Origin of the sequence: Natronoarchaeum mannanilyticum, from assembly GCF_039522665.1 — an archaeon.
Lineage (GTDB): Archaea > Halobacteriota > Halobacteria > Halobacteriales > Natronoarchaeaceae > Natronoarchaeum > Natronoarchaeum mannanilyticum.
In genome coordinates this window covers 240,458-263,643 of the sequence record NZ_BAAADV010000001.1, presented here as the reverse complement: position 1 = coordinate 263,643, position 23,186 = coordinate 240,458, and the positions used below count along the sequence as shown (strand labels likewise).

20 protein-coding genes are annotated in these 23,186 nt (G+C 69.4%); 11 read left to right on the top strand and 9 right to left on the bottom strand.

Annotation, left to right across the window (positions count from 1 at the left end; translation table 11 throughout):
• Window positions 1-34 precede the first annotated feature (34 nt).
• Together ABDZ81_RS01385 and ABDZ81_RS01380 are read right to left on the bottom strand one after the other, a co-directional pair.
• Window positions 35-901: a 2-oxoacid:ferredoxin oxidoreductase subunit beta gene (locus tag ABDZ81_RS01385; RefSeq protein WP_343772022.1), complete on the bottom strand. Its 867-nt coding sequence runs from the start codon at window positions 899-901 to the stop codon at window positions 35-37.
• Window positions 898-2,652, bottom strand: a complete 1,755-nt coding sequence (locus ABDZ81_RS01380) for a 2-oxoacid:acceptor oxidoreductase subunit alpha (protein WP_343772021.1) — start codon at window positions 2,650-2,652, stop codon at window positions 898-900. The genes ABDZ81_RS01385 and ABDZ81_RS01380 overlap by 4 nt, the downstream gene beginning before the upstream one ends.
• Window positions 2,653-2,951: 299 nt before the next feature.
• On the opposite strand from ABDZ81_RS01380, the gene ABDZ81_RS01375 reads away from it, so the two are divergent.
• From ABDZ81_RS01375 to ABDZ81_RS01360, 4 genes are all read left to right on the top strand, one after another.
• Window positions 2,952-3,581, top strand: coding sequence for a ferredoxin--NADP reductase (locus ABDZ81_RS01375; RefSeq protein ID WP_343772020.1), 630 nt, complete (start codon window positions 2,952-2,954; stop codon window positions 3,579-3,581).
• Between the two features lie 83 nt (window positions 3,582-3,664).
• Window positions 3,665-4,333: a bacterio-opsin activator domain-containing protein gene (locus ABDZ81_RS01370; protein ID WP_343772019.1), complete on the top strand. Its 669-nt coding sequence runs from the start codon at window positions 3,665-3,667 to the stop codon at window positions 4,331-4,333.
• A 55-nt stretch (window positions 4,334-4,388) separates the two neighbouring features.
• Window positions 4,389-4,724, top strand: coding sequence for a HalOD1 output domain-containing protein (locus ABDZ81_RS01365; RefSeq protein ID WP_343772018.1), 336 nt, complete (start codon window positions 4,389-4,391; stop codon window positions 4,722-4,724).
• Window positions 4,725-4,795: 71 nt separating this feature from the next.
• Window positions 4,796-5,377 carry an NUDIX hydrolase gene (locus ABDZ81_RS01360; protein WP_343772017.1) on the top strand — a complete coding sequence of 194 codons (582 nt, stop codon included), beginning with the start codon at window positions 4,796-4,798 and terminating at the stop codon, window positions 5,375-5,377.
• A 118-nt stretch (window positions 5,378-5,495) separates the two neighbouring features.
• Here ABDZ81_RS01360 and dnaK read toward each other — a convergent pair whose 3' ends face one another.
• Window positions 5,496-7,415: a molecular chaperone DnaK gene (gene dnaK / locus ABDZ81_RS01355; protein ID WP_343772016.1), complete on the bottom strand. Its 1,920-nt coding sequence runs from the start codon at window positions 7,413-7,415 to the stop codon at window positions 5,496-5,498.
• A 160-nt stretch (window positions 7,416-7,575) separates the two neighbouring features.
• Complete coding sequence (locus ABDZ81_RS01350) at window positions 7,576-8,769, bottom strand: nucleotide exchange factor GrpE (protein WP_343772015.1); 1,194 nt, start codon at window positions 8,767-8,769, stop codon at window positions 7,576-7,578.
• 134 nt (window positions 8,770-8,903) lie between these two features.
• On the opposite strand from ABDZ81_RS01350, the gene ABDZ81_RS01345 reads away from it, so the two are divergent.
• On the top strand, window positions 8,904-10,307 hold the full coding sequence (locus tag ABDZ81_RS01345; protein WP_343772013.1) for a DEAD/DEAH box helicase: 1,404 nt from the start codon (window positions 8,904-8,906) through the stop codon (window positions 10,305-10,307).
• Window positions 10,308-10,327: 20 nt separating this feature from the next.
• Here the strand turns inward: ABDZ81_RS01345 and ABDZ81_RS01340 are convergent, their stop codons facing one another.
• Window positions 10,328-11,494, bottom strand: coding sequence for a zinc-dependent alcohol dehydrogenase (locus ABDZ81_RS01340; protein ID WP_343773349.1), 1,167 nt, complete (start codon window positions 11,492-11,494; stop codon window positions 10,328-10,330).
• Window positions 11,495-11,505: 11 nt separating this feature from the next.
• Window positions 11,506-12,273 (bottom strand): SRPBCC family protein, encoded by a 768-nt coding sequence (locus tag ABDZ81_RS01335; protein WP_343772012.1) that lies wholly within the window; start codon window positions 12,271-12,273, stop codon window positions 11,506-11,508.
• A 235-nt stretch (window positions 12,274-12,508) separates the two neighbouring features.
• On the opposite strand from ABDZ81_RS01335, the gene fer reads away from it, so the two are divergent.
• From fer to ABDZ81_RS01305, 6 genes are all read left to right on the top strand, one after another.
• Complete coding sequence (fer, locus tag ABDZ81_RS01330; protein WP_343772011.1) at window positions 12,509-13,165, top strand: ferredoxin Fer; 657 nt, start codon at window positions 12,509-12,511, stop codon at window positions 13,163-13,165.
• A 140-nt stretch (window positions 13,166-13,305) separates the two neighbouring features.
• A complete protein-coding gene (locus tag ABDZ81_RS01325) occupies window positions 13,306-14,175 on the top strand; it encodes an alpha/beta fold hydrolase (protein ID WP_343772010.1) in 870 nt (289 codons plus the stop codon).
• Between the two features lie 166 nt (window positions 14,176-14,341).
• Window positions 14,342-14,971, top strand: coding sequence for a response regulator (locus ABDZ81_RS01320; RefSeq protein ID WP_343772009.1), 630 nt, complete (start codon window positions 14,342-14,344; stop codon window positions 14,969-14,971).
• Between the two features lie 48 nt (window positions 14,972-15,019).
• A complete protein-coding gene (locus ABDZ81_RS01315) occupies window positions 15,020-16,564 on the top strand; it encodes a DUF790 family protein (RefSeq protein ID WP_343772008.1) in 1,545 nt (514 codons plus the stop codon).
• A gap of 116 nt (window positions 16,565-16,680) precedes the next feature.
• Window positions 16,681-17,127: a universal stress protein gene (locus ABDZ81_RS01310; protein WP_343772007.1), complete on the top strand. Its 447-nt coding sequence runs from the start codon at window positions 16,681-16,683 to the stop codon at window positions 17,125-17,127.
• Window positions 17,128-17,234: 107 nt separating this feature from the next.
• The gene (locus tag ABDZ81_RS01305; RefSeq protein WP_343772006.1) at window positions 17,235-18,074 is read left to right on the top strand and encodes an aldo/keto reductase; all 840 of its coding nucleotides are present in this window, start codon (window positions 17,235-17,237) and stop codon (window positions 18,072-18,074) included.
• A 24-nt stretch (window positions 18,075-18,098) separates the two neighbouring features.
• Here ABDZ81_RS01305 and ABDZ81_RS01300 read toward each other — a convergent pair whose 3' ends face one another.
• The 3 genes from ABDZ81_RS01300 to ABDZ81_RS01290 all read right to left on the bottom strand — a co-directional run bounded on the left by ABDZ81_RS01300 (window position 18,099) and on the right by ABDZ81_RS01290 (window position 23,145).
• A complete protein-coding gene (locus ABDZ81_RS01300; RefSeq protein WP_343772005.1) occupies window positions 18,099-19,004 on the bottom strand; it encodes an acetamidase/formamidase family protein in 906 nt (301 codons plus the stop codon).
• 227 nt (window positions 19,005-19,231) lie between these two features.
• A complete protein-coding gene (locus ABDZ81_RS01295; RefSeq protein ID WP_343772004.1) occupies window positions 19,232-21,052 on the bottom strand; it encodes a type II secretion system F family protein in 1,821 nt (606 codons plus the stop codon).
• Window positions 21,052-23,145, bottom strand: a complete 2,094-nt coding sequence (locus ABDZ81_RS01290) for an ATPase, T2SS/T4P/T4SS family (protein WP_343772003.1) — start codon at window positions 23,143-23,145, stop codon at window positions 21,052-21,054. Before ABDZ81_RS01290 ends, ABDZ81_RS01295 begins: the two co-directional genes overlap by 1 nt.
• Between the last annotated feature and the right edge of the window lie 41 nt (window positions 23,146-23,186).

The following is a 23,186-nucleotide window of genomic DNA, read 5'->3' as shown; positions in this document are numbered from 1 at the left end:
GGAACGAGTAAAAAGCTTCAGTACCGCGGCAGGATCAGTAGAACTCCCGCACCAGATCCATCGCGTCCTCGGGCGCGCCGTCGGGGATCTCGGACATGTCCGAGTCGATCCCGTGGCGCTCGCTGTAGGGCACCGAGTCCTCGTCCTTGTAGAGCACGCCCATGTACTCCTTGTCGGCGTCGAGGATGGTCTCTTTGGCCTGCTCGCGGTCGGTCGGGTCGTAATCCTCTTCCTCCGAGAGGTCGACCAGCGAGTCGCGGAAGTAGTCGTACGTGTCGACGTCGTTGAACGTCACGCACGGGCTGAACACGTTGACGAACCCGAACCCGTCGTGTTCGATGGCCTCCTGGACGATCTCGGTGTGGCGCATCGCGTCCGAACTGAACGACTGGGCGATAAAGGACGCCCCGGACGCCAGCGCGAGCGCCAGCGGGTTGACCGGGGACTGCTTGGAGCCCTCCGGCGTCGTCGAGGTCTCGAAGTCCTCGCGCGAGGTCGGCGAGGCCTGGCCCTTGGTGAGCCCGTAGATGCGGTTGTCCATGACGACGTAGGTCATGTCGACGTTCCGGCGCACCGCGTGGACGAAGTGGCCGGCGCCGATCGAGTAGCCGTCGCCGTCGCCGCCCGCGACCATCACTTCGAGGTCGGGGTTGGCGAGCTTGACGCCCGCGCCCACCGGCAGCGCCCGGCCGTGGACGCCGTGGAGCGCGTAGCTGTGCATGTACGTCCCGATCTTGCCGGAACAGCCGATTCCCGCGACGACGAACGTGTCGTCGGGGGAGTTGCCGGTGTTAGCCAGCGCCTTCATCATGCCGTTCATCGTCCCGAAGTCGCCGCATCCGGGACACCAGGTCGGCTGCTTGTCGGATTTGAAGTCTGTGAATCGAACGTCTGAACTCATGCTTTCACCTCCGCGTCTCCCGCGAGCGCGGCCTTGATATCGTCTGCGAGCTCGTCCGCCTTGAAGCGGACGCCGTTGTACTTGTTCACGCGCTTCACTCGGGTAAGGGCGTCGTGTTCGAGCAGATCGGCGAACTGTCCCTTCTTGTTCTCCTCGACGACGATCACTTCGTCGGCGGCCTCGATCTCCTCGGAGAGGTCGGGCCGCGGGAAGATGTAGGGCACCGAGAGGAATCGCACGTCGATGCCGTCGTCTTCGAGGAACTCGATGGCCTCCTGCATCGCGCCCTCGTTCGAGCCCCACGAGATGACGAGGGTATCGGAGTCCTCGGCGCCGAACTCGCGGGGCGACCAGTCCTCGCGCTCGCGAGCGGTCTCGACCTTGCGCTCGCGCTTGTCGACCTGCCGGACGCGCATGTCCGTGTCCTCGGTTCGTCGGCCGAGCTCGTCGTGCTCCAGGCCGGTCGACATGTGGGCGCCGTCGACCGTGCCGGGGAACGCTCGCGGGCTGATCCCGTCCTCGGTGTCGGCGTGGGCGCGGAACCGGCCCTGCCCGTCGAGCCACTCGTCGACCGACTCGTCGTCGACGACCTTCCCGCGGTCGATCTCGACCTCGTCCATGTCGAACTCTTCGGGCGCGAACGTCTGCTCGGTGACCGCCATCGCGAGGTCAGAGACGAGGAACACGGGCGTCTGGTACTTCTCCGCGAGATTAAACGCCTCGACGGTCTTGTGGAAACACTCCGCGACGTTCGTCGGCGCGACGACGAACCGCGGGATCTCGCCGTGGCCGCCGTACAGCGCCATGTTGAGATCGCCCTGCTCCTGCTTGGTCGGCATCCCCGTCGAGGGGCCCGAACGCATCACGTCGGCGATGACCAGCGGCGTCTCGGAGGTCGCGACCAGCCCGAACGTCTCGGTCATCAGGTCGATCCCCGGCCCCGAGGTCGCCGTCATCGACCGGGCGCCGGCCCGCGCCGCGCCCAGCGCCATGTTGATCGCCGAGAGCTCGTCCTCGGCCTGGACGACGGTGCCGCCGTACTGCTCGATCCGGCCGGTCAGGTACTCCATCACGTCCGTCGCGGGCGTGATCGGATAGCCCGAGTAGAACCGACAGCCCGCGGCGATCGCCCCCATACCGATCGCCTCGTCGCCGTTGAGCAGGACGTAGTCGTTGTCCGTGGTCTCGAGTTCGTAGTCGAACTCGCCGTAGTTCTCCTGGACGTGATCGCGACCGAGGCGCGCGGCCTCCTTGTTGTTCTCGACGATCTTCTCCCCCTTGGCGCCGAAGCGCTTCTCCAGCGATTCGTCGAGGTTCTCGATCGGGAACGAAGCGATCTCGCAGGCCGCCCCCAGCGCGACCGTGTTGGCCATGATCGCCCCGCCGGCGTCCTCCGCCAGCGACTTCAGCGGTACGTCGACGGCGTGCATCTCGTCGGGGATCTCGGCGTCCCAGGAGCGCTCGCCGTCGTAGATGATGACGCTATCCTCGTGAAGTTCGTCCAGGTTCTCGTCGATCGTCCGCTGAGTCAGCGCGACCAGCAGGTCCAGCCGGTCGACGACGCTTTGAACGTTTTCGGTCGACGTCCGGATCTTGTACGCGGTGTACCCCCCTCGGATCCGCGACGCGAAGTCCTTCGATGTGAACACGTGCCGTCCAGCGCGCGAGAGCGCCTGGGCGAAGATCTTACCGGTGGAGTCGATCCCGTCACCGGCTTCCCCGCCGATTGCCCAGTTTAAATCCTCGGCCATGGTAGTGGCGCGGAGGTAGCCCGCGCCAAATGAAAAACCTTCTGGAACACCACCAGAAGGGCCGGTTGAAACGACAACGGCGTTTGCCTTCGTTGCCGAACAATTGCATGAACAGAAATATTTATACAGTAGTTGCGGCTGGCCTGGCCCACAAAATACTACGTACGCCCATAATATCCCCGGATTAAGCCCCCTTGCATGGACGAACGTTCGGAGGATGTCGGGGGAACTCGCCGGGAACCGTCGACGTTCGGCGCCGAACGCAAGTCCTTAGGCGGCCACCGGTGCTAGGCTCGGACATGGACGAAACAGCGGTGACGGTCAGCGCCGTCGAGACCGTCGGTCCCGACACGATCGCGATCACGTTCGAGACGCCCGCCGGGTTCGACGCCGAGCCCGGACAGTTCGTGCTCGTGCGGGCGACGGTCGACGGCGAGGAGCTCTCGCGGTACTACACGCTCTCCTCGCCGGGCGTCGACGATACGTTCGAGATCACGGTCGGCGTCGATCCCGAGGGCGACCTCTCGCCGTGGCTGGCCGACCGCGAGGTCGGCGACGACGTCACGATCGAGGGGCCCTTCGGCGAGGTCTATTACGAGAACGAGCCCAGCGTCGTCGTGGTCGCCGGCGGCCCCGGCGTCGGCCCGGCGGTCGGCCTCGGCGAGGCGGTCGCGAGCGACGGCGGCGAGGTCTCGATCGTCTACCGCGACGACGAACCTGCTCACGAAGAGCGCCTCTCGGCGCTCGCGACCTCGGGCTCGAACGTCGCGATCGTCGGCGAGGGCTCGCTCGCCGACGCCGTCGCGGAGGTCGCCGACGAGGGCCAGGTGTACGTGTTCGGCTTCCAGGAGTTCGTCGAGGACGTCCGCGACGCCATCGAGGCCGCGGGCGGCGACTTCGAGCGCGCGAAAGTCGAGAGCTTCGGATAGCGGTCCGCCGGCGGATCACCGATCCGCGACCGGGGACGGCGCGCCCCCGGGTTCTTTACGCCGCGCCGAAGCCACCTGCTACTATGGCCGCCATCGCCGAGTTCACGCTACCGGCCGCCGACTTCCCGCTCGGTCGGGTGTTCGAGGAGCGTCCCGACGTGACGCTGGAACTGGACCGGGTCGTCCCGACCGGCGACACCGTCATGCCCTTCTTCTGGGTGACCGACCCCACCGGCGATCTCGGGTCGATCCGCGACCTGTTCGAGGACCTGCCGGAACTCCGTTCGGCCACCCTGATGGAGATCGTCGACGATCGGGGGCTGTTCAGCGCCGAGTGGAAGCCCGAGTACATGGGGATCATGGCCGCCGTCGGCGCCACCGGCGTGACGGTCCTTTCCGCGACCGGCTCTACCGACGGCTGGGTGTTCGAGCTGCGGGCCGCCTCGATGGACCAGTTCTCCGAGTTCCAGCGCTACTGCGACGATCACGACATCGACGTGGATCTCACTCGCCTCTCCCGTCTCTCGGAGACGTCGCCCGACGACGAGTACAACCTCACGCCCGAGCAGCGCGAGGCGCTCGTTCTGGCCTACCGCGAGGGGTACTACGACGACGCCGGCCGCCCCGATCAGGACGCGCTCGCGGCGCAGTTCGGCATCTCCCGACAGGCGCTGTCGGCCCGACTGCGGCGCGGCTATCGCAACCTCATCGAGAGCACGCTCGTCCGCGGACACCGGGACGACGAATCATGAACGCGTTACGTATGCAACGGCGCGGCTGAACCGCTCGAAAAGACTAGGAACTCGTATGACGACCACAGATCATCAGGACAGCGGGCACGCGGTGACGTACCGCTGTGGCCCCGACGAACCGCTCAGCCGCGGTGTCATCGAAGCCGTGGCCGAGGCCGCCGACGTCGCCCCGATGCCCGACGGCGCCGCCGACGGCGACGCGGCGCTCGAACCGCTGTACGACGCCGTCGATCCCGAGGCGCTCGACGCCGTCTTCCGGCCGCTGCGATCGAACACCGGATCCGAACAAGGGCGGATCACGTTCTCCTACGCCGGTTGCGAGGTCACGGCCGGTAGCGACGGTTGGATCACCGTCAGGTGGTGTATGGCTTCCGACGGGACTCCGAACTGACTCGGCGACGACACCCAGTGCCGACGGCCCGTCCCGATACCGATAAGTGCCGCCTCGCTTTCTTCCAGCTCATGGGGCGAGAGATCAATCGAGAGGCCGTCGCGAATCACCTCGCTCATCTCCGCGAGACGTACGGCGATCTGCCGATCGAGGAGGTGCGAGACGAGATTGCCGCGGAACAGTTCGAGAGCGTTCGCGAGGACTTTTGCGACGGCTACGTCGGCGGCGCCTACGCCTGGGTCGTCCGGCGGACGGAACAGCGCCCCGAACTCACCGAGTCGATGAGCGCGGAGGCCCGCGACGACCGACCTCGGGCGCTGATGATCCTCTCGCGGGGCGGCGATCGATGGGGACTCCCCGGCGGCGGGTTGGAGAGCGGCGAGACGTTCGACGAGACGGCGGTACGAGAGGTGCGAGAAGAAACCGGTATCGACTGTCGACCGACCGAACCGTTCCTCGTCGAGCGCGTCCGGGCGGTCTCCGCGGGCGAGCACGACGACGTGTTGCACGGCCTGCGCGTGTTCTTCGACGCGGAGTACGAGAGCGGCACGGTCTCGATTCAGCCCGGCGAACTGGCCGGTGCTGCGTGGTTCGCGGAGCCGCCTGCGGCGATGCGTCCTGAGAACGAGCGGCGCGCCGACGAGTTCTTCTGAGGGAGTCGGTGCGATGTTCTCGAATTGACGGCTACTCGCTGCTGGACGCCTCGGCTGTGCGGTTCGTCGCTCGAAAAATGATTCTCGCCTCCCGAACTAAATCGGGCGACTTCTCGCGTTACTTGTCGTCGGCGACGTCCTCGTCGTCGACGTCTTCGAAGTCGGCGTCGACGAACTCGTCGCCGTCGCCGGCCTCGGGGCCGCCGTCAGTGCCAGCGGTCGGGTCGGCGTCGCCCGGTCCGGCCGCACCGCCCATGCCGCCCGCACCGCCCGCGGCGCCGCCGGCGGCGCCCTGCTGGTCGTACATCTGCTTGCCGATCTCCTGGAGGGCCTCGGTGAGGCTCTCGGTGGCGGCCTCGTAGTCCTCCTTGGTCGCGTCGTCGTCCTCGAGGACGGCCTCGACCTCGTCGATCTCGGCCTCGATGTCCTCCCGGAGCGCGTCGTCGACCGCGTCCTCGTTCTCGTCGAGCAGCGTGTTGGCGCGCTGGATCGCCTCCTCGGCGGCGTTGCGAGCCTCGATGCGCTCGCGGCGCTGCTGGTCCTCCTCGGCGTGGGCCTCGGCTTCCTGCTGCATCTGCTCGATCTCGTCGTCCGAGAGGCCGGCGCCGCCCTCGATGGTGATCTCTTCGGAGTTGCCGGAGCCTTTGTCCTCGGCGGAGACGTTGACGATGCCGTTCTCGTCGATCGAGAACGAGACCTCGATCTGGGGCGTTCCCGCCGGCGCCGGCGGGATCCCCGTCAGGTGGAACTCGCCGAGCAGCTCGTTCTCGTTGGCGATCTCGCGTTCGCCCTGGAACACGCGGACCTGCACGGAGGTCTGGTTGTCCGCGGCGGTGGTGAAGATCTTCGACTCCTCGGTCGGGATCGTCGTGTTCTTCTCGATGAGGCGCTCGAAGATGCCGCCCTTGACCTCGATCCCGAGCGAGAGGGGCGTGACGTCCAGCAGCACGAGGTCGTCGACCTCCCCGCCGAGCACGCCGCCCTGGATCGCCGCGCCCAGCGCGACGGCCTCGTCGGGGTTGACGTTCTTCTTGGGCTCCTTGCCCGTCATCTCCTCGACCTGCTCCTGGACTTGGGGCATCCGCGTCGAGCCGCCGACCATCAGCACCTCGTCGAGGTCCTCTTTCTCGTAGCCGGCGTCTTCGAGGGCCTGCTCGGTCGGCTCGACGGTGCGCTCGATCAGATCCGAGGTGAGCGACTCGAACTTCGCGCGGGTCAGGCTCTTTTCGAGGTGGATCGGGCCGTCGTCGGTCGCCGTGATGAAGGGCAGGTTGATCTCCGTCTCCTTGCGCGAGGAGAGTTCGATCTTTGCTTCCTCGGCGGCGTCCTTGAGTCGCTGGAGCGCCTGGCGGTCTTCGCGCAGGTCGACGCCGTGCTCCGACTCGAACTCGTCGGCGAGCCAGTCGATGATCGCCTCGTCCCAGTCGTCGCCGCCGAGGTCGTTGTCCCCGTTGGTCGCGACGACCTCGTAGACGCCGCCGCCGAGATCGAGAATGGAGACGTCGAACGTCCCGCCACCGAGGTCGTACACGAGCACGGTCTGGTCCTGATCGTCCTCGAGCCCGTAGGCCATCGACGCCGCGGTCGGCTCGTTGACGATGCGCTCGACCTCGAAGCCGGCGATCTCGCCGGCGTCCTTCGTGGCCTGGCGCTGACGGTCGGAGAAGTACGCCGGCACCGTGATGACTGCCTTCTCGACCTCGTCGCCGAGATACTCCTCGGCGTCGTGCTTGATCTTCTGGAGGATCATCGCCGAGAGCTGCTCGGGCGTGTACTCCTCGCCGTCGATCTCGACGGTGTAGTCCTCCTCGCCCATGTGGCGCTTGATCGACTGGATCGTGCGCTCGGGGTTCTGGATCGCCTGGTTCTTCGCGGGCTTGCCGACGAGGCGTTCCTCGTCGTCGGTAAAGGAGACGATCGAGGGTGTCGTCCGCTCGCCCTCGCTGTTGACGATGATTTCGGGGTCACCGCCTTCCATCACTGCGAAGGCGCTGTTCGTGGTACCGAGGTCGATACCGAGAATCTTGTTGCTGGCCATCTTGAAAGAGCTTTGTGGGCTGTTCCGTATAAACCTTTCTACACAGTGGCAGTTATGCGAATTAAAAGCGGCGAGATGGGGGTGTGAGCGGCCCTCTCCGCGCCGCCGATCTTGCGGTTTTTATGCGCCTCGCGGCGGCCGCGAAGCCGACCGCGAAATCCTACTCGTCGTCCTCAGGCGTCGGCTCGACTTCGCTCTGATCCTTGTCAGGTTCGGCGTCCTCGTCCTCGGCCGACGCCTCCGTTTGCTCATCGTCGTCCGCTTCCTCGTCGTCGGATGCGGTCTCGGCCTCCGTATCCTCATCGTCAGCGTCCTCGGCGTCGGTCTCCTCCTCGTCACCCGTCGCCTCGTCGTCCGACTCCGCGTCGGCATCGTCGCTCTCGTCGTCGCCTTCGGCGTCCGCCGCGTCGGCTTCGTCCTCGTCGTCACCGGTTTCGGTCTCGTCGGACTCCTCGTCCTCGGAACCATCCTCGCCTACAGCAGCAGGCTCGGCGTCGGCGTCCTCTTCGTCGGCTTCCTCGGCGTCGTCGGCCGTTGACGCCTCGGCTTCCGTGTCGGGCTCCTCGTCGGTCGTCTCGGCAACCTCTTCAGCGTCCGCGTCAGCCTCCGCTTCGGCGTCCGCGTCGGCCGCCTCCTCGGCATCACCGCTCTCGTCCGCTTGCTCTGGGTCGTCGGCCGCTTCGCCGGTCGAAACGGTCACCTGCGCGGACTGGAGCACCTTGTCGGCCATCTCGTAGCCGGGCCGGTACACGTCGACGACGGTCCCCTCCTCTTGGGCGCTGTCGGTGCGCATCATCACCTCGTGGCGCTGGGGGTCGACGTCGTCGCCGGGATCGGGCTCGACCGCGGTGACGTTCTCGTCGTCGAGGATCCGGTCGAACTGCTTGAGCGTCATCTCGACGCCCTCGCGGATGCTCTCGACGTTGTCGTGGTCCTGCTCGGCCGCCCGCGTGAGGTTGTCGCGAACCTCGACGAGTCGCTCGACGAGGTCCTCGGTGGCCCGCTCCTTGATGCGCTCTTGCTCGCGCTGCTGGCGCTCCTTGTAGTTCTTGAAGTCGGCCTGCTTGCGCTGGAGACGGTCCTCGTAGTCCTCGGCCTCCGCGCGGGCCTCTTCGAGCTCGTCTTTTAGCTCGTCGCGCTCGGAACGAACCTCCTCCAGTTCGTCCTCCAGCTCGGAGACCGAGTTGTTCAGCTCGATCGCAATCTGGGCCAGGGACTTGACCTCCTGGCCGAGCTCCGCGTCGTGGGCGGCGACCTTCGCAACCAGATCCTCGCTGATCTCGACGTCCGCCTCGCCGTCCGCGTCGACCTCGGGCTCGGCGGGCTCGGCCTCCGTTCCCTCGTCCTCGCTCATGGCCGGTACAAACCCCCGGGCAAGTATAAGGGTTCAGGAAACCGGCGGGCGGCCGCTGCGGCGCGGATCGCGGGTCCTCGCGGCGACGCCGCCGGGTGGCGTGGCTTTTTGTCGTCGGGCGCCTACGACCGACCGTGATCGCGCTCTCGTTCGAGGAGGGGACGCTCCGGATCGGGGGCGACGGCGCCGACGCCGTCCCCCACGCCGAGTACGACGCCCGCTCGAAGACCTACCGGGCGCCGGCCCACCGGTACGGCGCGATCCGCGACTGGCTCGACGAGCGCGGTACCGAGTACGACGATCGGGTGCTCGATCTTCCCGAGATGCCGGAACTGGCGTCGAGCTACCAGCTCCGCGAGTACCAGACCGAGGCGCTCGACGCCTGGCGCGAGGAGGGTTCCGGATCGGCGCCGCGGCGCGGCGTGCTGGAACTGCCCACGGGGAGCGGCAAGACGGTGATCGGCGTCGCCGCGATCGCCGACCTGTCGACGCCGACGCTCGTCGTGGTGCCGACGATCGATCTGCTCGAACAGTGGCGCGAGGAACTGGAGACGGAGTTCGGGGCGGGGGATGGGAAAGGCGGCAGCGACGTCCGCACTGGCTCCGCGGCCGGCGTCGATCTCGGCCAGCTCGGCGGCGGCGTCCAGCGCGTCGGGCCGATCACGGTCGCGACGTACGACTCGGCGTACCTCCGGGCCGACGAGCTGGGCGATCGGTTCGGCCTGGTCGTCTTCGACGAGGTCCACCACCTCGGCGGCGAGGGCTACCGCGAGATCGCCCGCCTGCTCGCGGCGCCCGCCCGGCTCGGACTGACGGCGACGTTCGAGCGCCCGGACGACGCTCACGAGGTCGTCGCGGAGCTCGTGGGGCCGGTCGTCCACTCGCTCGATCCCGACGAGCTGGCCGGCGAGTACCTCTCGCCGTACGACGTGCGCCGGCTCTCGGTCGAGCTGACCGACGCGGAACGCGAGAAATACGAGCGGAATCAGGAGATGTTCACCGACTATCTCGCCCGCTCGAACATCCAACTGCGCAGCGGCAGCGACTACCAGGAGCTGGTCAAGCGCTCGGGGTCGGACCCGGCCGCTCGCGAGGCGCTGCTGGCAAAGCAGCGCGCCCGCGAGATCATGATGAGCTGCGACGCCAAGATCGACGCCCTCGCGGAGATCCTCGACCGCCACCGCGGCGAGCGCACGATCGTATTCACCGCCCACAACGACTTCGCCTACCGCATCGCCGAGCGCTTTCTCGTGCCGGCGATCACCCACCGGACCGCGACCCGAGAGCGCCGGGAGATCATAGAGAAGTTCCGAGCGGGCGAGTACACGCGCGTCGTCACCTCGAACGTGCTGGACGAGGGGATCGACGTGCCCGACGCCAGCGTCGCGGTCGTGCTCTCGGGCAGCGGCAGCGAGCGCGAGTTCACCCAGCGCCTCGGGCGGATCCTTCGACCGAGCGAGGAGACCGATCGGGCGCTGCTGTACGAGGTGATCGCCGACGACACCGCGGAGGAGGGAGTGGCGAGTCGGCGAAGATAATACGCTGACAGACGCCGCCGTCAGGGCGTCAGGATCACCTTGATGCAGTCGTCTTCCTTGTCGTTGAACGTCCGGTACATCTCGGGACCGGCGTCCAGCGGCTCCTCGTGGGTGACCACGAACGAGGGGTCGATCTCGCTGTCCTCAATCTTCTCCAGGAGCGGGTCGAGGTAGCGCTGGACGTGGGTCTGGCCCGTCTTGATCGTCAGCGCCTTGTTCATCGCCGCGCCGAACGGGATATTCGCGCGCCCGACGTAGACGCCCGGCACCGACAGCGTTCCGCCTTTTCGGCAGCACTCGATCGCCTCGCGGAGCACGTAGGGATGGTCGTCCTGCAGTTTCACGTCGCGTTTCAGCGGGTCGGTGACGCCGTCGAGTCCCACGCCGTGGGCGTCCGTGCCGACAGCGTCGATGCAGCTGTCGGGGCCGCGCCCGCCGGTCAGCTCCATCAACCGGTCGTACACGTCCGCCTCGGCGTAGTCGATCGTCTCGGCGTCGCCGTGCTCGCGGGCCATCTCCAGGCGCTCGGAGATCCGGTCGATGGCCACGACGCGCTCGGCGCCGAGCATCTGCGCGCTCTGGATCGCGAACTGGCCGACCGGGCCGCAGCCCCAGACCGCGACGGTGTCCGACTCCTCGATGTCGGCGTTCTCGGCGGCCATGTACCCTGTCGGGAAGATGTCCGAGAGAAAGAGCACCTGCTCGTCGGGCAGATCCGACTCGATCTTTATCGGTCCCACGTCGGCGTAGGGCACCCGCAGGTACTCCGCCTGGCCGCCGGTGTAGCCGCCCATCATGTGGGAGTAGCCGAACAGCCCGGCCGGCGAGTGGCCCATCATCTTGCGGGCGATCTCGGCGTTCGGGTTGGAGTTGTCGCACAGCGAGTACAGCCCCCGCTCGCAGAACCAGCACTCCCCGCAGCTGATCGTGAAGGGAACGACGACCCGGTCGCCGACCTCCAGACTCTCCACCTCGTCGCCGACTTCGACGACCTCGCCCATCGGCTCGTGGCCGAGCACGTCGCCCTCGCGCATGGAGGGGACGTTGTCGTTGTACAGATGCAGGTCGGAGCCGCAGATCGCCGTCGCCGTGACCTCGATGACGGCGTCGGTCGGGTTGACGATCTCGGGCTTCGGCACCTCCTCGACGCGGACGTCCCGGTCGCCGTGCCAGGTGAGCGCTTCCATCGTTTCGCGGCTCACACGAGATCACCCCGACCCCGCCCCGAGGGATTGGCCTTGGTCGTCGGAATCTCCCCCGTCTCGGCGAGGCTCTTGAACCGGTCGAGCGCGACGCCGCCGAGCGATCCCGGGACGGCGTCGAGCCGCTCCGTTATCGACCTGCCGACCTCCCCGCCCGGCGGGTCGAGTTCGACTCGCAGCGTCGCGATCGTTCCCCGACCGCCCGGTGCTTCGCGAAAGTCCACCGCCAACTCCTCGAACAGGGCCGACCCGTCGGACGGCTCCCAGCGCAGCCCGTCGTCCTCGGCGGCCACCTCCGTCTCCCACGAGAAGTTTCGGTCGAGCGGTCCGCTGACGATCCAGCGCTGGCGATCCTCGCCGTCCGATTCCACTTCGGCGACCGGCCCCGCGAGCCGCGACAGGGTTTCGGCGTCGCGCAGCAGTTCCGAAAGCTCGTCGGGCGATTTCGCGATCGTGATCGAGTCGGCGATCGTCAGCGGCTCGTCGGCCACCTCGGGATCGCTCTGGCTGGCGGCGGCGCTCGGATCGCGATCCGGGCGAACGAGCCCCCAGACGGCGCGCGCCGACAGCCACCCGCCGACGAGCGCGATCGCCGTGCCGCCGAGCGACCGACGCCTGAGGCCGAACGCCACGAGCGCCGCGCCCGCCGCGGCGGTTCCGGCTCGCAGCCACTGCCCGCCGCCCGCGTCCGACCGCTCGCGAACCGGCGCCGCGGTCTCCGCCGCGGACCGCTCCTCGTCCGTATCGACAGCGTCTGCCGACATGGTTAGCCCCACCCGTCGCCGACCGATCTTTCAGAGACGGTTCCCCCTGCACCGCCGAGTCCGGCGTCGGCCGGACGACTGCGTGCTGACATTCTCTCCCCGTGCAAACGTGGCGAAGATGTCCGTCTTAGGCGTTGGGGAGCGGCGTCGGCCGAGTGAGTATATCGGCGTCGAACGAGCGAGAGATATCGCCGGCGGGCGAGAGAATATATTCGTTCGCTCGCTAGTGGCGCCCGTGGCGTCCCCATACGAGATTCTGGGTGTCGATCCCGACGCGAGCGAGGACGACCTCGTCGACGCCTACCGCCGACGGGTCAAGGAAGCCCACCCCGATCAGGGCGGTTCCGCGGAGGAGTTCCAGACCGTCAAGACGGCCTACGAGCGGATCCGGAACGGCGACGGGCGCGCGGAGCTCGACAGCGCGGCGAACGCCAACCCCGAGTCGGGCGTCGACGCCGATCCCGAGCAGCCGGAGTACCGCGTCGAGTACCTCAACTACGAGGTGCTCGACGATCACGGCTGGTCGCTGGACGACGACGACCTGTTCGAGAAGGCCGACGCGGCGGGCCTCGACCGCGTCGACCACGGCGAGATCACGGTCGAACCCGACGAGTCGCTGCTGGAGGCCGCCGAGAACAGCGGCCGGGCGTGGCCCTTCGCCTGCCGCGGCGGCGCCTGCTCGAACTGCGCGGTCGCGGTGATCGAGGGCGAGATTCCCCCGCCGACGAGCCACGTCCTCACCCAGGAGATGATCGACCGCGGGATCCGGCTGTCGTGTATCACCTCGCCCGTCACGACCGACACGAAGGTCGTCTACAACGTCAAGCACCTCCCCGAGGTCGAGGAGCTACTCCTCTCGGCGAGCCGGTTCGAGCGCGCGCACACCGACTGATTTACCTGCGAGCTTTCGTCCGTCGAGCGCAACGCGGCGTCGAGACGCCGCGTCGAGGCTGCCCCGACCGCCGGACTGTCCCCGCCGCGAACTCCCGGCCGTTGCAAGGTATTTCAGAGCGCGCCACGACGTCCCACACGATGGCGACGGAGCACCCTTCCGAAGTAGCGCCCGTCGACGAGTGGCTCGAAGTCGACGGTCTGCAGTTACACTACCTCTCGGCGGGCAGCGGGTCGACGCCGGTTCTCCTGCTCCACGGCGGGATCGTCGACGCCGCGTCGCTCTCGTGGGGGGCGACGATCGGCCCGCTGGCCGCCGACCGGCGCGTCGTCGCGCTCGACATGGCGGGGTACGGCAACAGCGCGCGGCCCGACGCCAGCTACAGCACGGCGTTCCACGTCGACGTCGTCGACGCCGTCGTCGATCGGCTCGGGTTCGACGCGGTCGACGTCGTCGGCGTCTCGCTGGGCGGCGGCGTCGGGCTGGGCTACGCCCTCCGCGAGCCCGATCGGGTCAGGAAGCTCGCGCTGGTCGACAGCTACGGGCTTGGCCGCGAGCTGCCCAACGGGATGGCGACGTACGCGCTCTCCCGAGCTCCCAAACTCAACGAGCTCTCGCTGTCGCTCCTCAAGCGCAACCGCACGCTCGCCAAGCAGAGCCTCAGGGGAATCGTCGCTGATCTCGATTCGCTCTCGGGACCCGTCGTCGACGAGTACTACCGGCTGCTCCAGCACCCGCAGGTGGGCAAAGCCTACCGCCGGTGGCGCCGCCACGAGGTCCGGCGCTCGGGCTTTCGCACCGACTACTCCCACCGGCTCGACGACGTCGCCGCGGAGACGCTGGTCGTCCACGGCGCCGACGATCCGGTGTTTCCCCCGCAGTGGTCGCGCAACGCCGCGTCGGGGATTCCTGACGCCCGTCTCGAACTGCTCTCGGACTGCGGGCACTGGCCACCCAGGGAGCGCACGGCGGCGTTCAACGAGTTGCTCGCGGCGTTTCTCGCCGGCTGATGCCCGGGTCAACGCCGTAGGGGCGTCGAATCGCCGCCAGAGCTATAACGGGCCGTGCGTAACGTCACCACCGTTGTAGCATGAGCGCCACCGGAGCGAGTCGCGCGGGCCGACGACCGATCCCGGGAGACGACGGGCGACCGACCGCCCGCGTCGAGCGCGGGCCATGAGCGATCGACCGACGGCCGGCGGCGACGACAGCCCGTCCGAGCAGGCGGACGACGGCCCGCCCGTCGACGTGCTGATCGTCGAGGACGAGCCGCAGGTCGCCGAACTGTACACCTCGTGGCTCGACGACAGCTACCGCGTGAGCGTCGCCGACGGCGGCGAGGCCGCGCTGGCGGCGTGGGACGCCGAGGTCGACGTGGTGCTGCTCGATCGTCGGATGCCCGACGTCTCTGGCGACGAGGTGCTGTCCGCACTGCGGGAACGGGGCGCCGAGTGCCCGGTGGCGATCGTCACGGCGGTCGACCCCAGCATCGACACCATCGAGATGGGGTTCGACGAGTACCTCGTCAAACCCGTCGACAGCGAGGATCTCGTCGAGGCGATCGAGCGCCTGCTCGATCGGACGAAGTACCGTGACGGGCTCCAGGAGTACTTCGCGAACGTCTCGAAGCGCTCGGTGCTCGAGAAACACGTCACCGACGCCGAACTCCAGCAGAGCGACGCCTACGAGCGGCTCCAGCGGCGGATCGAGGAGATCGAGGAGGATCTCGAGACGACGCTGTACCGCTTCGAAGACCGGGACTTCCGCGCGGTGTTCCGCGAGTTCGAGGAACCGGCGGCCGAGTAGGGTCGCTCGTCGTGTAGTTTTTGGCTTGCCGCTGCCGACATCGAACCGATGCTGACCAAGGACCTGCTGCGCGTCTCGCGGGCCGGTGGGGGCTACCACCCGCAGTTCGCCGAGCGACGCCACCGCCCGCTGGCCGCAAAGGTCCTCGGCACGTACCAGGGCCACGTCGGCCATCGCCGAGAGGAGTTGACCGCTGCGCTTTCCGACCTCGAACGCGACGCCGAGGACTTCAAGCTGGTCCGGGGGTTCGCGAAGCTGCTCGAACGCGAGGCGACCTTCGAGACGCGCGCGCCGATCGAGCCCGAGCGCGCCCGCACCGCGGCGTTCGCGGCCGCCGAGGCCGAGGGCGTCGTCACGCCGACCGAACGGGAGCGGGCGCTCGACCGGGCCGCAGATACGCTGGGCGCCGACGCCGAGTCCGTCGAGCGGTCGCTGTACGCCGACCTCGAACCGCGGCAGGTGCTCGACGCGGTCGACGCGCGCTGGGATCCCGACGAACTGTTAGCACAGTACAACCTGTCGCTGGCCCAGACGGCCCTGTTCGATGCGACCGAGATCCGCGTGCGCTCGTCTGATCCGAAGGCGCTGGTCTCGGCCGTCAAGCGGCTGCGGCTGATGTACGAAGTGCGGAAGGCCGAGGACGAGGCGGCGTCGAGCGGCAGAGCGGGGTCCGGCAGCGCCCGCGAGGTCGTCGTCACCGGCCCGGACCGGCTGTTCCGGGCGACCCGCCGGTACGGCACTCGCTTCGCTCGATTGCTCCGAACGATCGCGAAGGCCGACGAGTGGGAGCTGACGGCGACGATCGACGACCGAGGCACCGAGCGCGAGCTGCGCCTGTCCGACGCCGATCCGGTGCGGGTGCCCGGCGTCGAGCCGGTGGCCGACGTGAGCTACGACAGCGGCGTCGAGGCCGATTTTGCGACCCGATTCGAGTCGCTGGACTTGGACTGGGATCTCACTCGCGAGCCCGAGCCCCTCGCCGCGGGCGCGAGCGTCATGATCCCGGACTTCGCCTTCGAGTATCGCCACGCGGATTTCACGATCTATTTCGAGATCATGGGCTTCTGGACGCCGGAGTACGTCGAGTCGAAGCTCGAAAAGCTAGACGACGTCGACGACGAGGAGCTGCTGGTCGCCGTCGACGAGAGCCTCGGCGCGGGCGAGCGGATCGAGGCCCGCGACCACCGAGCGATCCCCTACTCGGAGACTGTCCGGATCAAGGACGTCCGGGACGCGCTCAGGAGCTACGAGGACGACCTCGTGGCGGCGAGCGCAGCCGACCTGCCGGACGAACTCGTCCCCGATGAGGACGTGATCGGGATCGACGCCCTCGCGGCGCGCCGCGGCGTCAGCGAGGCTGCGATCGAGGGGAAGGCGTTCCCCGAGCACGAGCTGGTCGGGCGCACGCTGATCCGCCCCGCCGTGCTGGACGCCCTCGCCGGCGAGATCGCGGCGGGGATGGACTACGCTGACGCCGAAGCCGCGCTCGACGAGGCGGGCGTCGACGACGCCAGCGCGGCGCTCGCGGAACTGGGCTACCGCGTCGAGTGGGCGGGGCTCTCGGGCGGGACCGTCCGCGAGCGTGAGGATTGAGGCGGCGCGGGCGACGAAGTGGCGCGCTCGACGAGGCGGCGCAGGCGAGACGGCACGTGCGACCCGGCACTCCAGCCGTGGAAAGGATTAACATCCGCCCCGACGAGCGTGCAACCATGACTCTCCTGGTGCCGTTCGACGGCTCGGAGCTCTCGGCGGCGGCGCTCGATCGTGCGACGGAGTTCGGCGAGTTCACCGGCGAGGACGTCGTCGCGCTGGCGGTGATCCCGCCGGACGCCGAGTTCGCCCGCGACCGGGGCTGGCTCGACGCCGGCGAGCAGTTCGACACCGAGATGATCTGTACGCGCCTCCGCCAGCAGGTCGAGGACGTCTCGCCCGAGGCGCGGTTCCGCTGCGAGGAGACCGAGGAGACCGACTACCGGGCGACGCTGACGACCGACGTCACCCGGACGATCCGGCAGGTCGCCGCCGATCTGCGGGCGTCGATCATCTTCGTCGGCAGCGAGAACGCCGGGCGCGTCTCGACGCCGCTGACCAGCGTCGGCAACCCGCTCTCGGAGGACCCGCGCTACGACGTTCACATCGTCCGGCACGCAGACTGAGCTCCGGCGTCGGCACCGGAGGACGATCGTGCTCGTCGCCGTTCCGACTCCCCGACGAGCGTGCCGGAACCCCTAGCGGTTAGGGCGAACCGCTCCTCTGTTCGACCATGACTGCACCGACAGTGACGCTACCGAGCGGCGACGAGATGCCGATGGTCGGCTACGGAACGTGGGACATCGGGGGCGACACGGTTCAGGAGGGCGTCCGAGCGGCGCTGGACGCCGGCTACGCCCACGTCGACACGGCCGAGGGGTACATGAACGAGGCGGAGATCGGCGAGGTGCTCGCCGACTACGATCGGGACGACGTGTTCCTCACCTCGAAGGTGCTTCCGAAGAACCTCGAGTACGAGTCGGTGCGCCGCTCCTGCGAGGAATCGCTCGAAAAGCTCGGCACCGACTACCTGGACCTGTACCTGATCCACTGGCCCAACCCCGCGGTGTCGCTGCGCGAGACGCTGGACGCCATGGCGCAGCTCCACGATGAGGGGAAGGTCCGGAACGTCGGCGTCTCGAACTTCAGCCCCTACCAGCTCAGTGCGGCGAACCACGTCTCGGACGTGCCGATCGCCGTCAACCAGATCGAGCACCACCCGTGGCTCCAGCGGCCCGACTGGGTGGAGACCATCCGAGAGACCGACACGGTCGTCGAGGCTGCCGCGCCGCTGGCCCGGACCGAGGTGCTGGGCGACGACACCGTCCAGGAACTGGCCGAGCGGTACGAGAAGACGCCCGCCCAGATCGTGCTCCGGTGGGCCCTGGAGAACGACGTCGTCGTCATCCCCAAGTCGGGCTCGCCCGAGCACATCCGCGAGAACTTCGAGCTGTTCGACTGGGAGCTCGACGAGGCCGACCGCGAGCGGCTGGACGATCTCGACCGCGATCAGGCGGTGTACGACACCCGCAAGAAGGACTGGACGCGGGACGTCTACGGAATCTCGAAGTAGTCGAACCGGCGTATCGGGCGTCGTTCAGAACGGCTCCGACAGGTACTCCTTGGGGATCGCGTTTCGGACGGTCACCAGCGGATCGACCACCTGGCTGATCTCGAGGCCGCCGACGAGGCTCGAAAACAGGTGCGCGTCGGTGGCGTCGAACCCGTGCTCGGCTTCGAGCAGCGCCATCGCGTCCAGATTGGCGCGCTCGCAGGCTTCCTCCGCGGTCTCGGCGCTGGCGAGCGCTTTCCAGGCGTCGGGCGTCTCGACGACCGGCCGATCGATCGCAACGTCGGGGTCGGACAGCACGTCGACCGTGACGTCGATGTCGGTCGCGATCTCCGCGCCGGTGCCGCACATCTCGCCGTCGGCCATCGCGGCCTTGCAGTCGCCCATCGCGAGCATCGCGCCGTCCCGGAACACGGGGAAGTAGATCGTGTTCCCGATCGTCACGTCGGTCGTGTCGAGGTTCCCGCCGTGGTCGTGGGGGACGAGCGTCGTGTACGACTCCTCGGCGGGGGCGACGCCGATGGTGCCGACCACCGGATCGATGGGCACCGACAGGTCGTCGAAGCGGATCGTCCCGTCCTCGACCGGCGTCATCCGCGTTCGCGGCGCCTCCACGTCCGGGTGGTCCTGGAGCAGGCCGAACCCCTCGATCGTGATCGCGCGCCCCTGATCCTCGGCGACACGGACGTCCTCGATTCCGACCGCCAGGACGTCGCCGGGCCGGGCGCCCTCGACGGCGATCGGCCCCGTCGCGGCGTTGACCTCCGCCGGCACCTCCTCGATCACGTCGTCCTCGCTCTGGACCGCGCCGTCGAGGCTGTCGCGAGTGGCGATCGTCAGCCGTTCGCCCGGTTCGGCCTCGTAGACTGCCTCCATGTCGGGTGCGAACTCGTATATTACGCCGTCCTCGTGCGAGACTGTCGTGCGGGACATCGTGGGAACGTATCGCACGAGAGCAAGTAAAACTGCGACCTTTCTCTCCGGACGGAGATGCCACCGACGTCCCGGACGCGACGAGAGTTCCCGGAGGTTCCGTTCTCGAAGACGGGAGACACGATCCCCCGGTCCATCGCCGGCCTCTCACGCCGGTAGCGATCGCAGCATCTCGTCATTCGTTCGTCGCTACCCACTGCACTGTGGACTCGGTCGCCGTCAGGGGTTCAGACCGCCAGCCCCGCGGCGACGAACGCCGCGAGGTAGATGCAGGTCGCGGAAAGCACGGCGCCGCCGACGCGGTAGCCGACGAGCGCGCGGTCGAGCCCGCGTTCGAGTCCGATCGCCAGCGCCGTCAGGATCGCCGCCAGCGCCAGCACGTAGAACCCGACGACAGGCCCCAGCACCGCGGTCGGCACGGCCTCGGCGCCGTCGCCCAGCGCCGCCATCCGATCGGACAGCGCGACGGTGACACCGGCGACCAGCGGACCGAAGATCGTCGCGGTGCTCCGGAGCGTGCCGGTGATCGTCGCCAGTTCGCGGCGGGCGTCGGCCTCGACCGACTGGAGCTCTTCGAGGTGGCCCGCCATCGAAACGATCGCCGTTCCTGCGGGCCTGCCCTCGCGAGCCGCCAGCGCCAGCAGCGACGCCGTGCTTCGGGCGCGGGGACTCGGCACGTCCGCGAGCGCGCCGCGGTCGCCCAGAAAGGACGTCCGGACGCCGATCCGAAGCTGGCGCTGGCGTCGCGCGGCGTCGGCCAGCACCGCGCCGGTCGCGCCGTCGAGGCGAGCGCCGGCCCGCTCGATCGCCGTCTCGACGGCGGCGCCGTTCCTGACTCCGCGGCCGACGAGGTACAGCGCGTCCGGCAGCCCCTCATCGACCTCGCGCGCGTGATCCCTGACGCTCGTGATCGGCCGATACCACCACGCCAGCCCGGCGCCGACGCCGCAGCCGGTCGCCGCCAGCGCGGCGGCCCAGGTTCCGACTCCCGGTGCAGCTGTCGCGAGCGCGGCACCGCCGCCGGCCGCTCCGACGCCGACCGCGACCGGCCGCCAGCGCCCGCCGGTCACGTCGGGATGCGAGCGGTCGACGGGCGGCGGCGGGAACGCGACCGGACGCCTGAGCAGGAGCCAGCACGCCCCTGCGAACACGACGCCCGGCAGCGCGACGCAGTACAGCGCTATCAGTACCGCCGGAGAGATGGGTATCCCGGCGAGCCGCGCGGCCGGCGCGACGGCGATCAGCGCCAGCGGGAGTAGGACGCCGAACGCGTACAGCGCGGTCGTCGGCTCCCGGATCGTCCCGGCGAACCGTGCCATCCGGTCGCGCGTCCCGTCGAGGACGGCCCGGAGCGACCGGTCGAGCGCGCGCGATCGCTCCCCCGGTTGAGCCGTCGCGGCGGCGTCGAGCAGCGTCACCGCCCGTCCCAGTTCGGGGAACCACCGCTCCCACTCGGCGGCGAACCGATCGAGCCCCGATCCCGCGGTCCCCTCGGCGCGGCTGACGTGGGTCGCGAGACTATCCGCGAGCGGACCGTCCCCCGTCTCTGCGGCGAACGCGGCGGCCGACTCGGCGGTCGGCGTGACGCGCATCCGGAGCACGGCCCGGCCGACGACGCTCGGCGCCGCGCCGAGGGCCAGCGCTCGCCTGGCGGCCGCCAGCACGGCCGGTAGCCGGTGGACGGCGTGCGTGACGCCGAGAGCGGCGACCAGCACGAACAGGACGGCGGCGGGCCGGAACGCGGGCGGTGCGAGGAGAACAGTTGGGGCGAGCGCGACGCTGATCACTACCGCGGCGCCGTAGCCCGCCTCGACGACGGTTCCGGCGTCGACCGAAAGGTCGAGGAACGAGAGCGACCGCCGGAGTTCTGGGCTGGCGTCGGACTCGTCGTCCGCGCGCTGGCTCGCGGACGCGACGCCGAAACCGGTTCCGTCCGTGCCCGGTGACGGATCGCCGTTCGTCGCTGCTCGCGGAGCGGCTCCCGGGCCGTCGTCACTTACGCCTGTCGGGGACAACCGGGCGAGCGTCCGGAGCAATCGAGCGAGCATCACTCGGCCGCCTCGTTGTCGGCCCGCCGCTCGTCGCCGCCTTTGACGCCGCGCCGGCGGACGCCGTACTCGCGCGCGACGTCGACCGGACGCGTGCAGTCCTCGCGAGCGAGGCGGGCGAGTTCGGTCTCGCGGCTCTCCAGTAGCTCGCGGACCGCGGCGTAGGACTCGTTGGAGCTTCGGAGTCGGTCGATCAACCGACTTTCGCCGCGGTCGATCCGACCCGTCGGACGGAGCTCGCCGTCGTCGAGTTCGTACAGCGGAGCGAACTCGACGCCGTCCTCGCGGTCGAGCACCTCCTCGATCCGCTCGACGCGGCGGGCGCGCCCGTCCGGTCCCTCGTAGACGCCGACTGTCACGACGAGATCGGTGACCGCAAACGAGGACTCGGGCACGTCGAGGTCGGCGACGACGCGCTCGCGGACCGACGCGCCGCCGTCGCCGTGGATCGTCCCGAGGACGGCGCTGCCGCTGGCGCCGACGCGCATCGCCTCGTAGAGCACCTGCGCCTCCTCGCCGCGCACTTCGCCGAGCACGAGCGCGCCCTCGCCCAGCCGGAGCGCCGTCCTGAGCGCCGCGGTCGGCGTGATGCCGGGCCCGTCGTCGGCGTCGACCGCGGTGGTGAGCTGCTGGACGTCCCGGTCGGTCGCCCGGAGCGCCTCGACGGGTAGTTCCGGCGTGTCCTCGATCGCGACGGTTCGCGTCGTCGGCGGGAGCTCCCACAGCAGCGCGCCCAGCAGCGTCGTCTTGCCCGCGCCGCGCGTCCCGGCGATCAGGCCCGCACAGGCGCGCTCGACGGCGACCGACAGCAGCGCGGCGGCGTCGGACGGGAGCGTGCCGTTCGCGACGAGCGCCGGGATCGTCAGCGGCTCGTCGGCCTGATCGCGGAAGACGAACGCCTCGCCGTCGCTGACCGGCTCGGTGACGCCCGCAACCCGCACCGATCGGTCACCGCCGGCGTCGGCCGTCGCGGCGAGCGTCGGGCTGGCTCTGGAGAACGCGCGACCGCTTGCGCGGCGGAACCGCGACGCCAGCGCTGCGGCGCCGCCGTCCGTGAGCCGGACGTTCGTCGCCAGCCGATCGCCGTCGAACAGCACGCGCACCGGGTTCTCCTCGACGGGCGCGGTCGCGAACACGTCCGAGACGGCGGGATCGGACAGCAGATCGGAGACGGCGCCGAACCCCCGCGTGTGTTTTTCGAGGATCGCAGTCAGCTCGGTGACCGGGTCGTTCTCGGCCGCAACGCGCCGGACGGCCCGGCCAGGGGCGCGCTCCTCGCCGTCGACCCCGCCGGTCGCGAGCAGCCGGTAGGCCGCCGCGAGCGTCGCCTGCGAGTCGGCGTCAAGCCGCCACGCCGCCGGCAGCAAGTGGTAGGTGCGGTCGCCGCCCGGTCGCTCGTAGATCCGCGCCTCGCTGCCGGAGTCGGCATCGCCGCCGGTGCCGGGCTCGCCCCCGGCGTCGGCATCGCCGCCGGTGCCGGGCTCGCCCCCGGCGTCGGCATCGCCGCCGGTGCCGGGCTCGCCCCCGGCGTCGACATCGCTCCCGGTATCGGCGTCGCTCCTCGTAGCGAGTGATCTGGTCTCGACGAGCCGGCCGTTCGCCGGCGGCCGCGCCGCCACTCGCGCGCTCGCGACGGTCGGCCCGACGTAGGGCCGCAGCGCCGTCTCGTAGCCGTCGACCGACTCGGCGACCGCGGCGAGTCCGGTCTCGGCGGCCACGGTCGCGATCGTCGCGGTCCGCGCTTCGGCGTCCCGGCTGGCCCGCAGCGGGTCGCGCCGCGCTCGCTCGGCAAGCCGCTCGTCGCGGAACGCGATGCGCTCGGCGAATCGGCCGGCGGCGACCAGCAGGGCCGCCGCGCCGTCCTCGTAGGCCCGCTCCATGCCCCCAGAGCGGGTCACCACGCGCTCGGCGTCCTGCTCGGTCAGCGCGTCGACGACCGTCGCGCGACACGCCTCGCTCTCGGCGAGCGCGCCGGCGCCCGCACAGTCCTCGGCGTCGACCGCGAGCGCCTCGTCATCGAACGCCGGGCGACAGTCGCAGTAGCCCTCCGAATCGGCGTCCCCACCTCGAAGTCGGTCGAGTAGCTCCCGCATGGCCCGCTCTCGCCGCGACATCCGGGATAAACCTGGGGCCG

Bases quoted from the DNA above. Each gene is read 5' to 3' on its own strand.
- ABDZ81_RS01295 (WP_343772004.1), bottom strand. From the start codon at position 21,052: ATGCTCGCTCGATTGCTCCGGACGCTCGCCCGGTTGTCCCCGACAGGC.
- ABDZ81_RS01350 (WP_343772015.1), bottom strand. From the start codon at position 8,769: ATGAGCGAGGACGAGGGAACGGAGGCCGAGCCCGCCGAGCCCGAGGTC.
- ABDZ81_RS01380 (WP_343772021.1), bottom strand. From the start codon at position 2,652: ATGGCCGAGGATTTAAACTGGGCAATCGGCGGGGAAGCCGGTGACGGG.
- ABDZ81_RS01370 (WP_343772019.1), top strand. From the start codon at position 3,665: ATGGCCGCCATCGCCGAGTTCACGCTACCGGCCGCCGACTTCCCGCTC.
- dnaK (WP_343772016.1), bottom strand. From the start codon at position 7,415: ATGGCCAGCAACAAGATTCTCGGTATCGACCTCGGTACCACGAACAGC.
- ABDZ81_RS01305 (WP_343772006.1), top strand. From the start codon at position 17,235: ATGACTGCACCGACAGTGACGCTACCGAGCGGCGACGAGATGCCGATG.
- ABDZ81_RS01365 (WP_343772018.1), top strand. From the start codon at position 4,389: ATGACGACCACAGATCATCAGGACAGCGGGCACGCGGTGACGTACCGC.
- ABDZ81_RS01310 (WP_343772007.1), top strand. From the start codon at position 16,681: ATGACTCTCCTGGTGCCGTTCGACGGCTCGGAGCTCTCGGCGGCGGCG.
- ABDZ81_RS01340 (WP_343773349.1), bottom strand. From the start codon at position 11,494: ATGGAAGCGCTCACCTGGCACGGCGACCGGGACGTCCGCGTCGAGGAG.
- ABDZ81_RS01320 (WP_343772009.1), top strand. From the start codon at position 14,342: ATGAGCGATCGACCGACGGCCGGCGGCGACGACAGCCCGTCCGAGCAG.
- ABDZ81_RS01290 (WP_343772003.1), bottom strand. From the start codon at position 23,145: ATGCGGGAGCTACTCGACCGACTTCGAGGTGGGGACGCCGATTCGGAG.
- ABDZ81_RS01335 (WP_343772012.1), bottom strand. From the start codon at position 12,273: ATGTCGGCAGACGCTGTCGATACGGACGAGGAGCGGTCCGCGGCGGAG.
- ABDZ81_RS01325 (WP_343772010.1), top strand. From the start codon at position 13,306: ATGGCGACGGAGCACCCTTCCGAAGTAGCGCCCGTCGACGAGTGGCTC.
- ABDZ81_RS01315 (WP_343772008.1), top strand. From the start codon at position 15,020: ATGCTGACCAAGGACCTGCTGCGCGTCTCGCGGGCCGGTGGGGGCTAC.
- ABDZ81_RS01385 (WP_343772022.1), bottom strand. From the start codon at position 901: ATGAGTTCAGACGTTCGATTCACAGACTTCAAATCCGACAAGCAGCCG.
- ABDZ81_RS01360 (WP_343772017.1), top strand. From the start codon at position 4,796: ATGGGGCGAGAGATCAATCGAGAGGCCGTCGCGAATCACCTCGCTCAT.
- ABDZ81_RS01375 (WP_343772020.1), top strand. From the start codon at position 2,952: ATGGACGAAACAGCGGTGACGGTCAGCGCCGTCGAGACCGTCGGTCCC.
- ABDZ81_RS01300 (WP_343772005.1), bottom strand. From the start codon at position 19,004: ATGTCCCGCACGACAGTCTCGCACGAGGACGGCGTAATATACGAGTTC.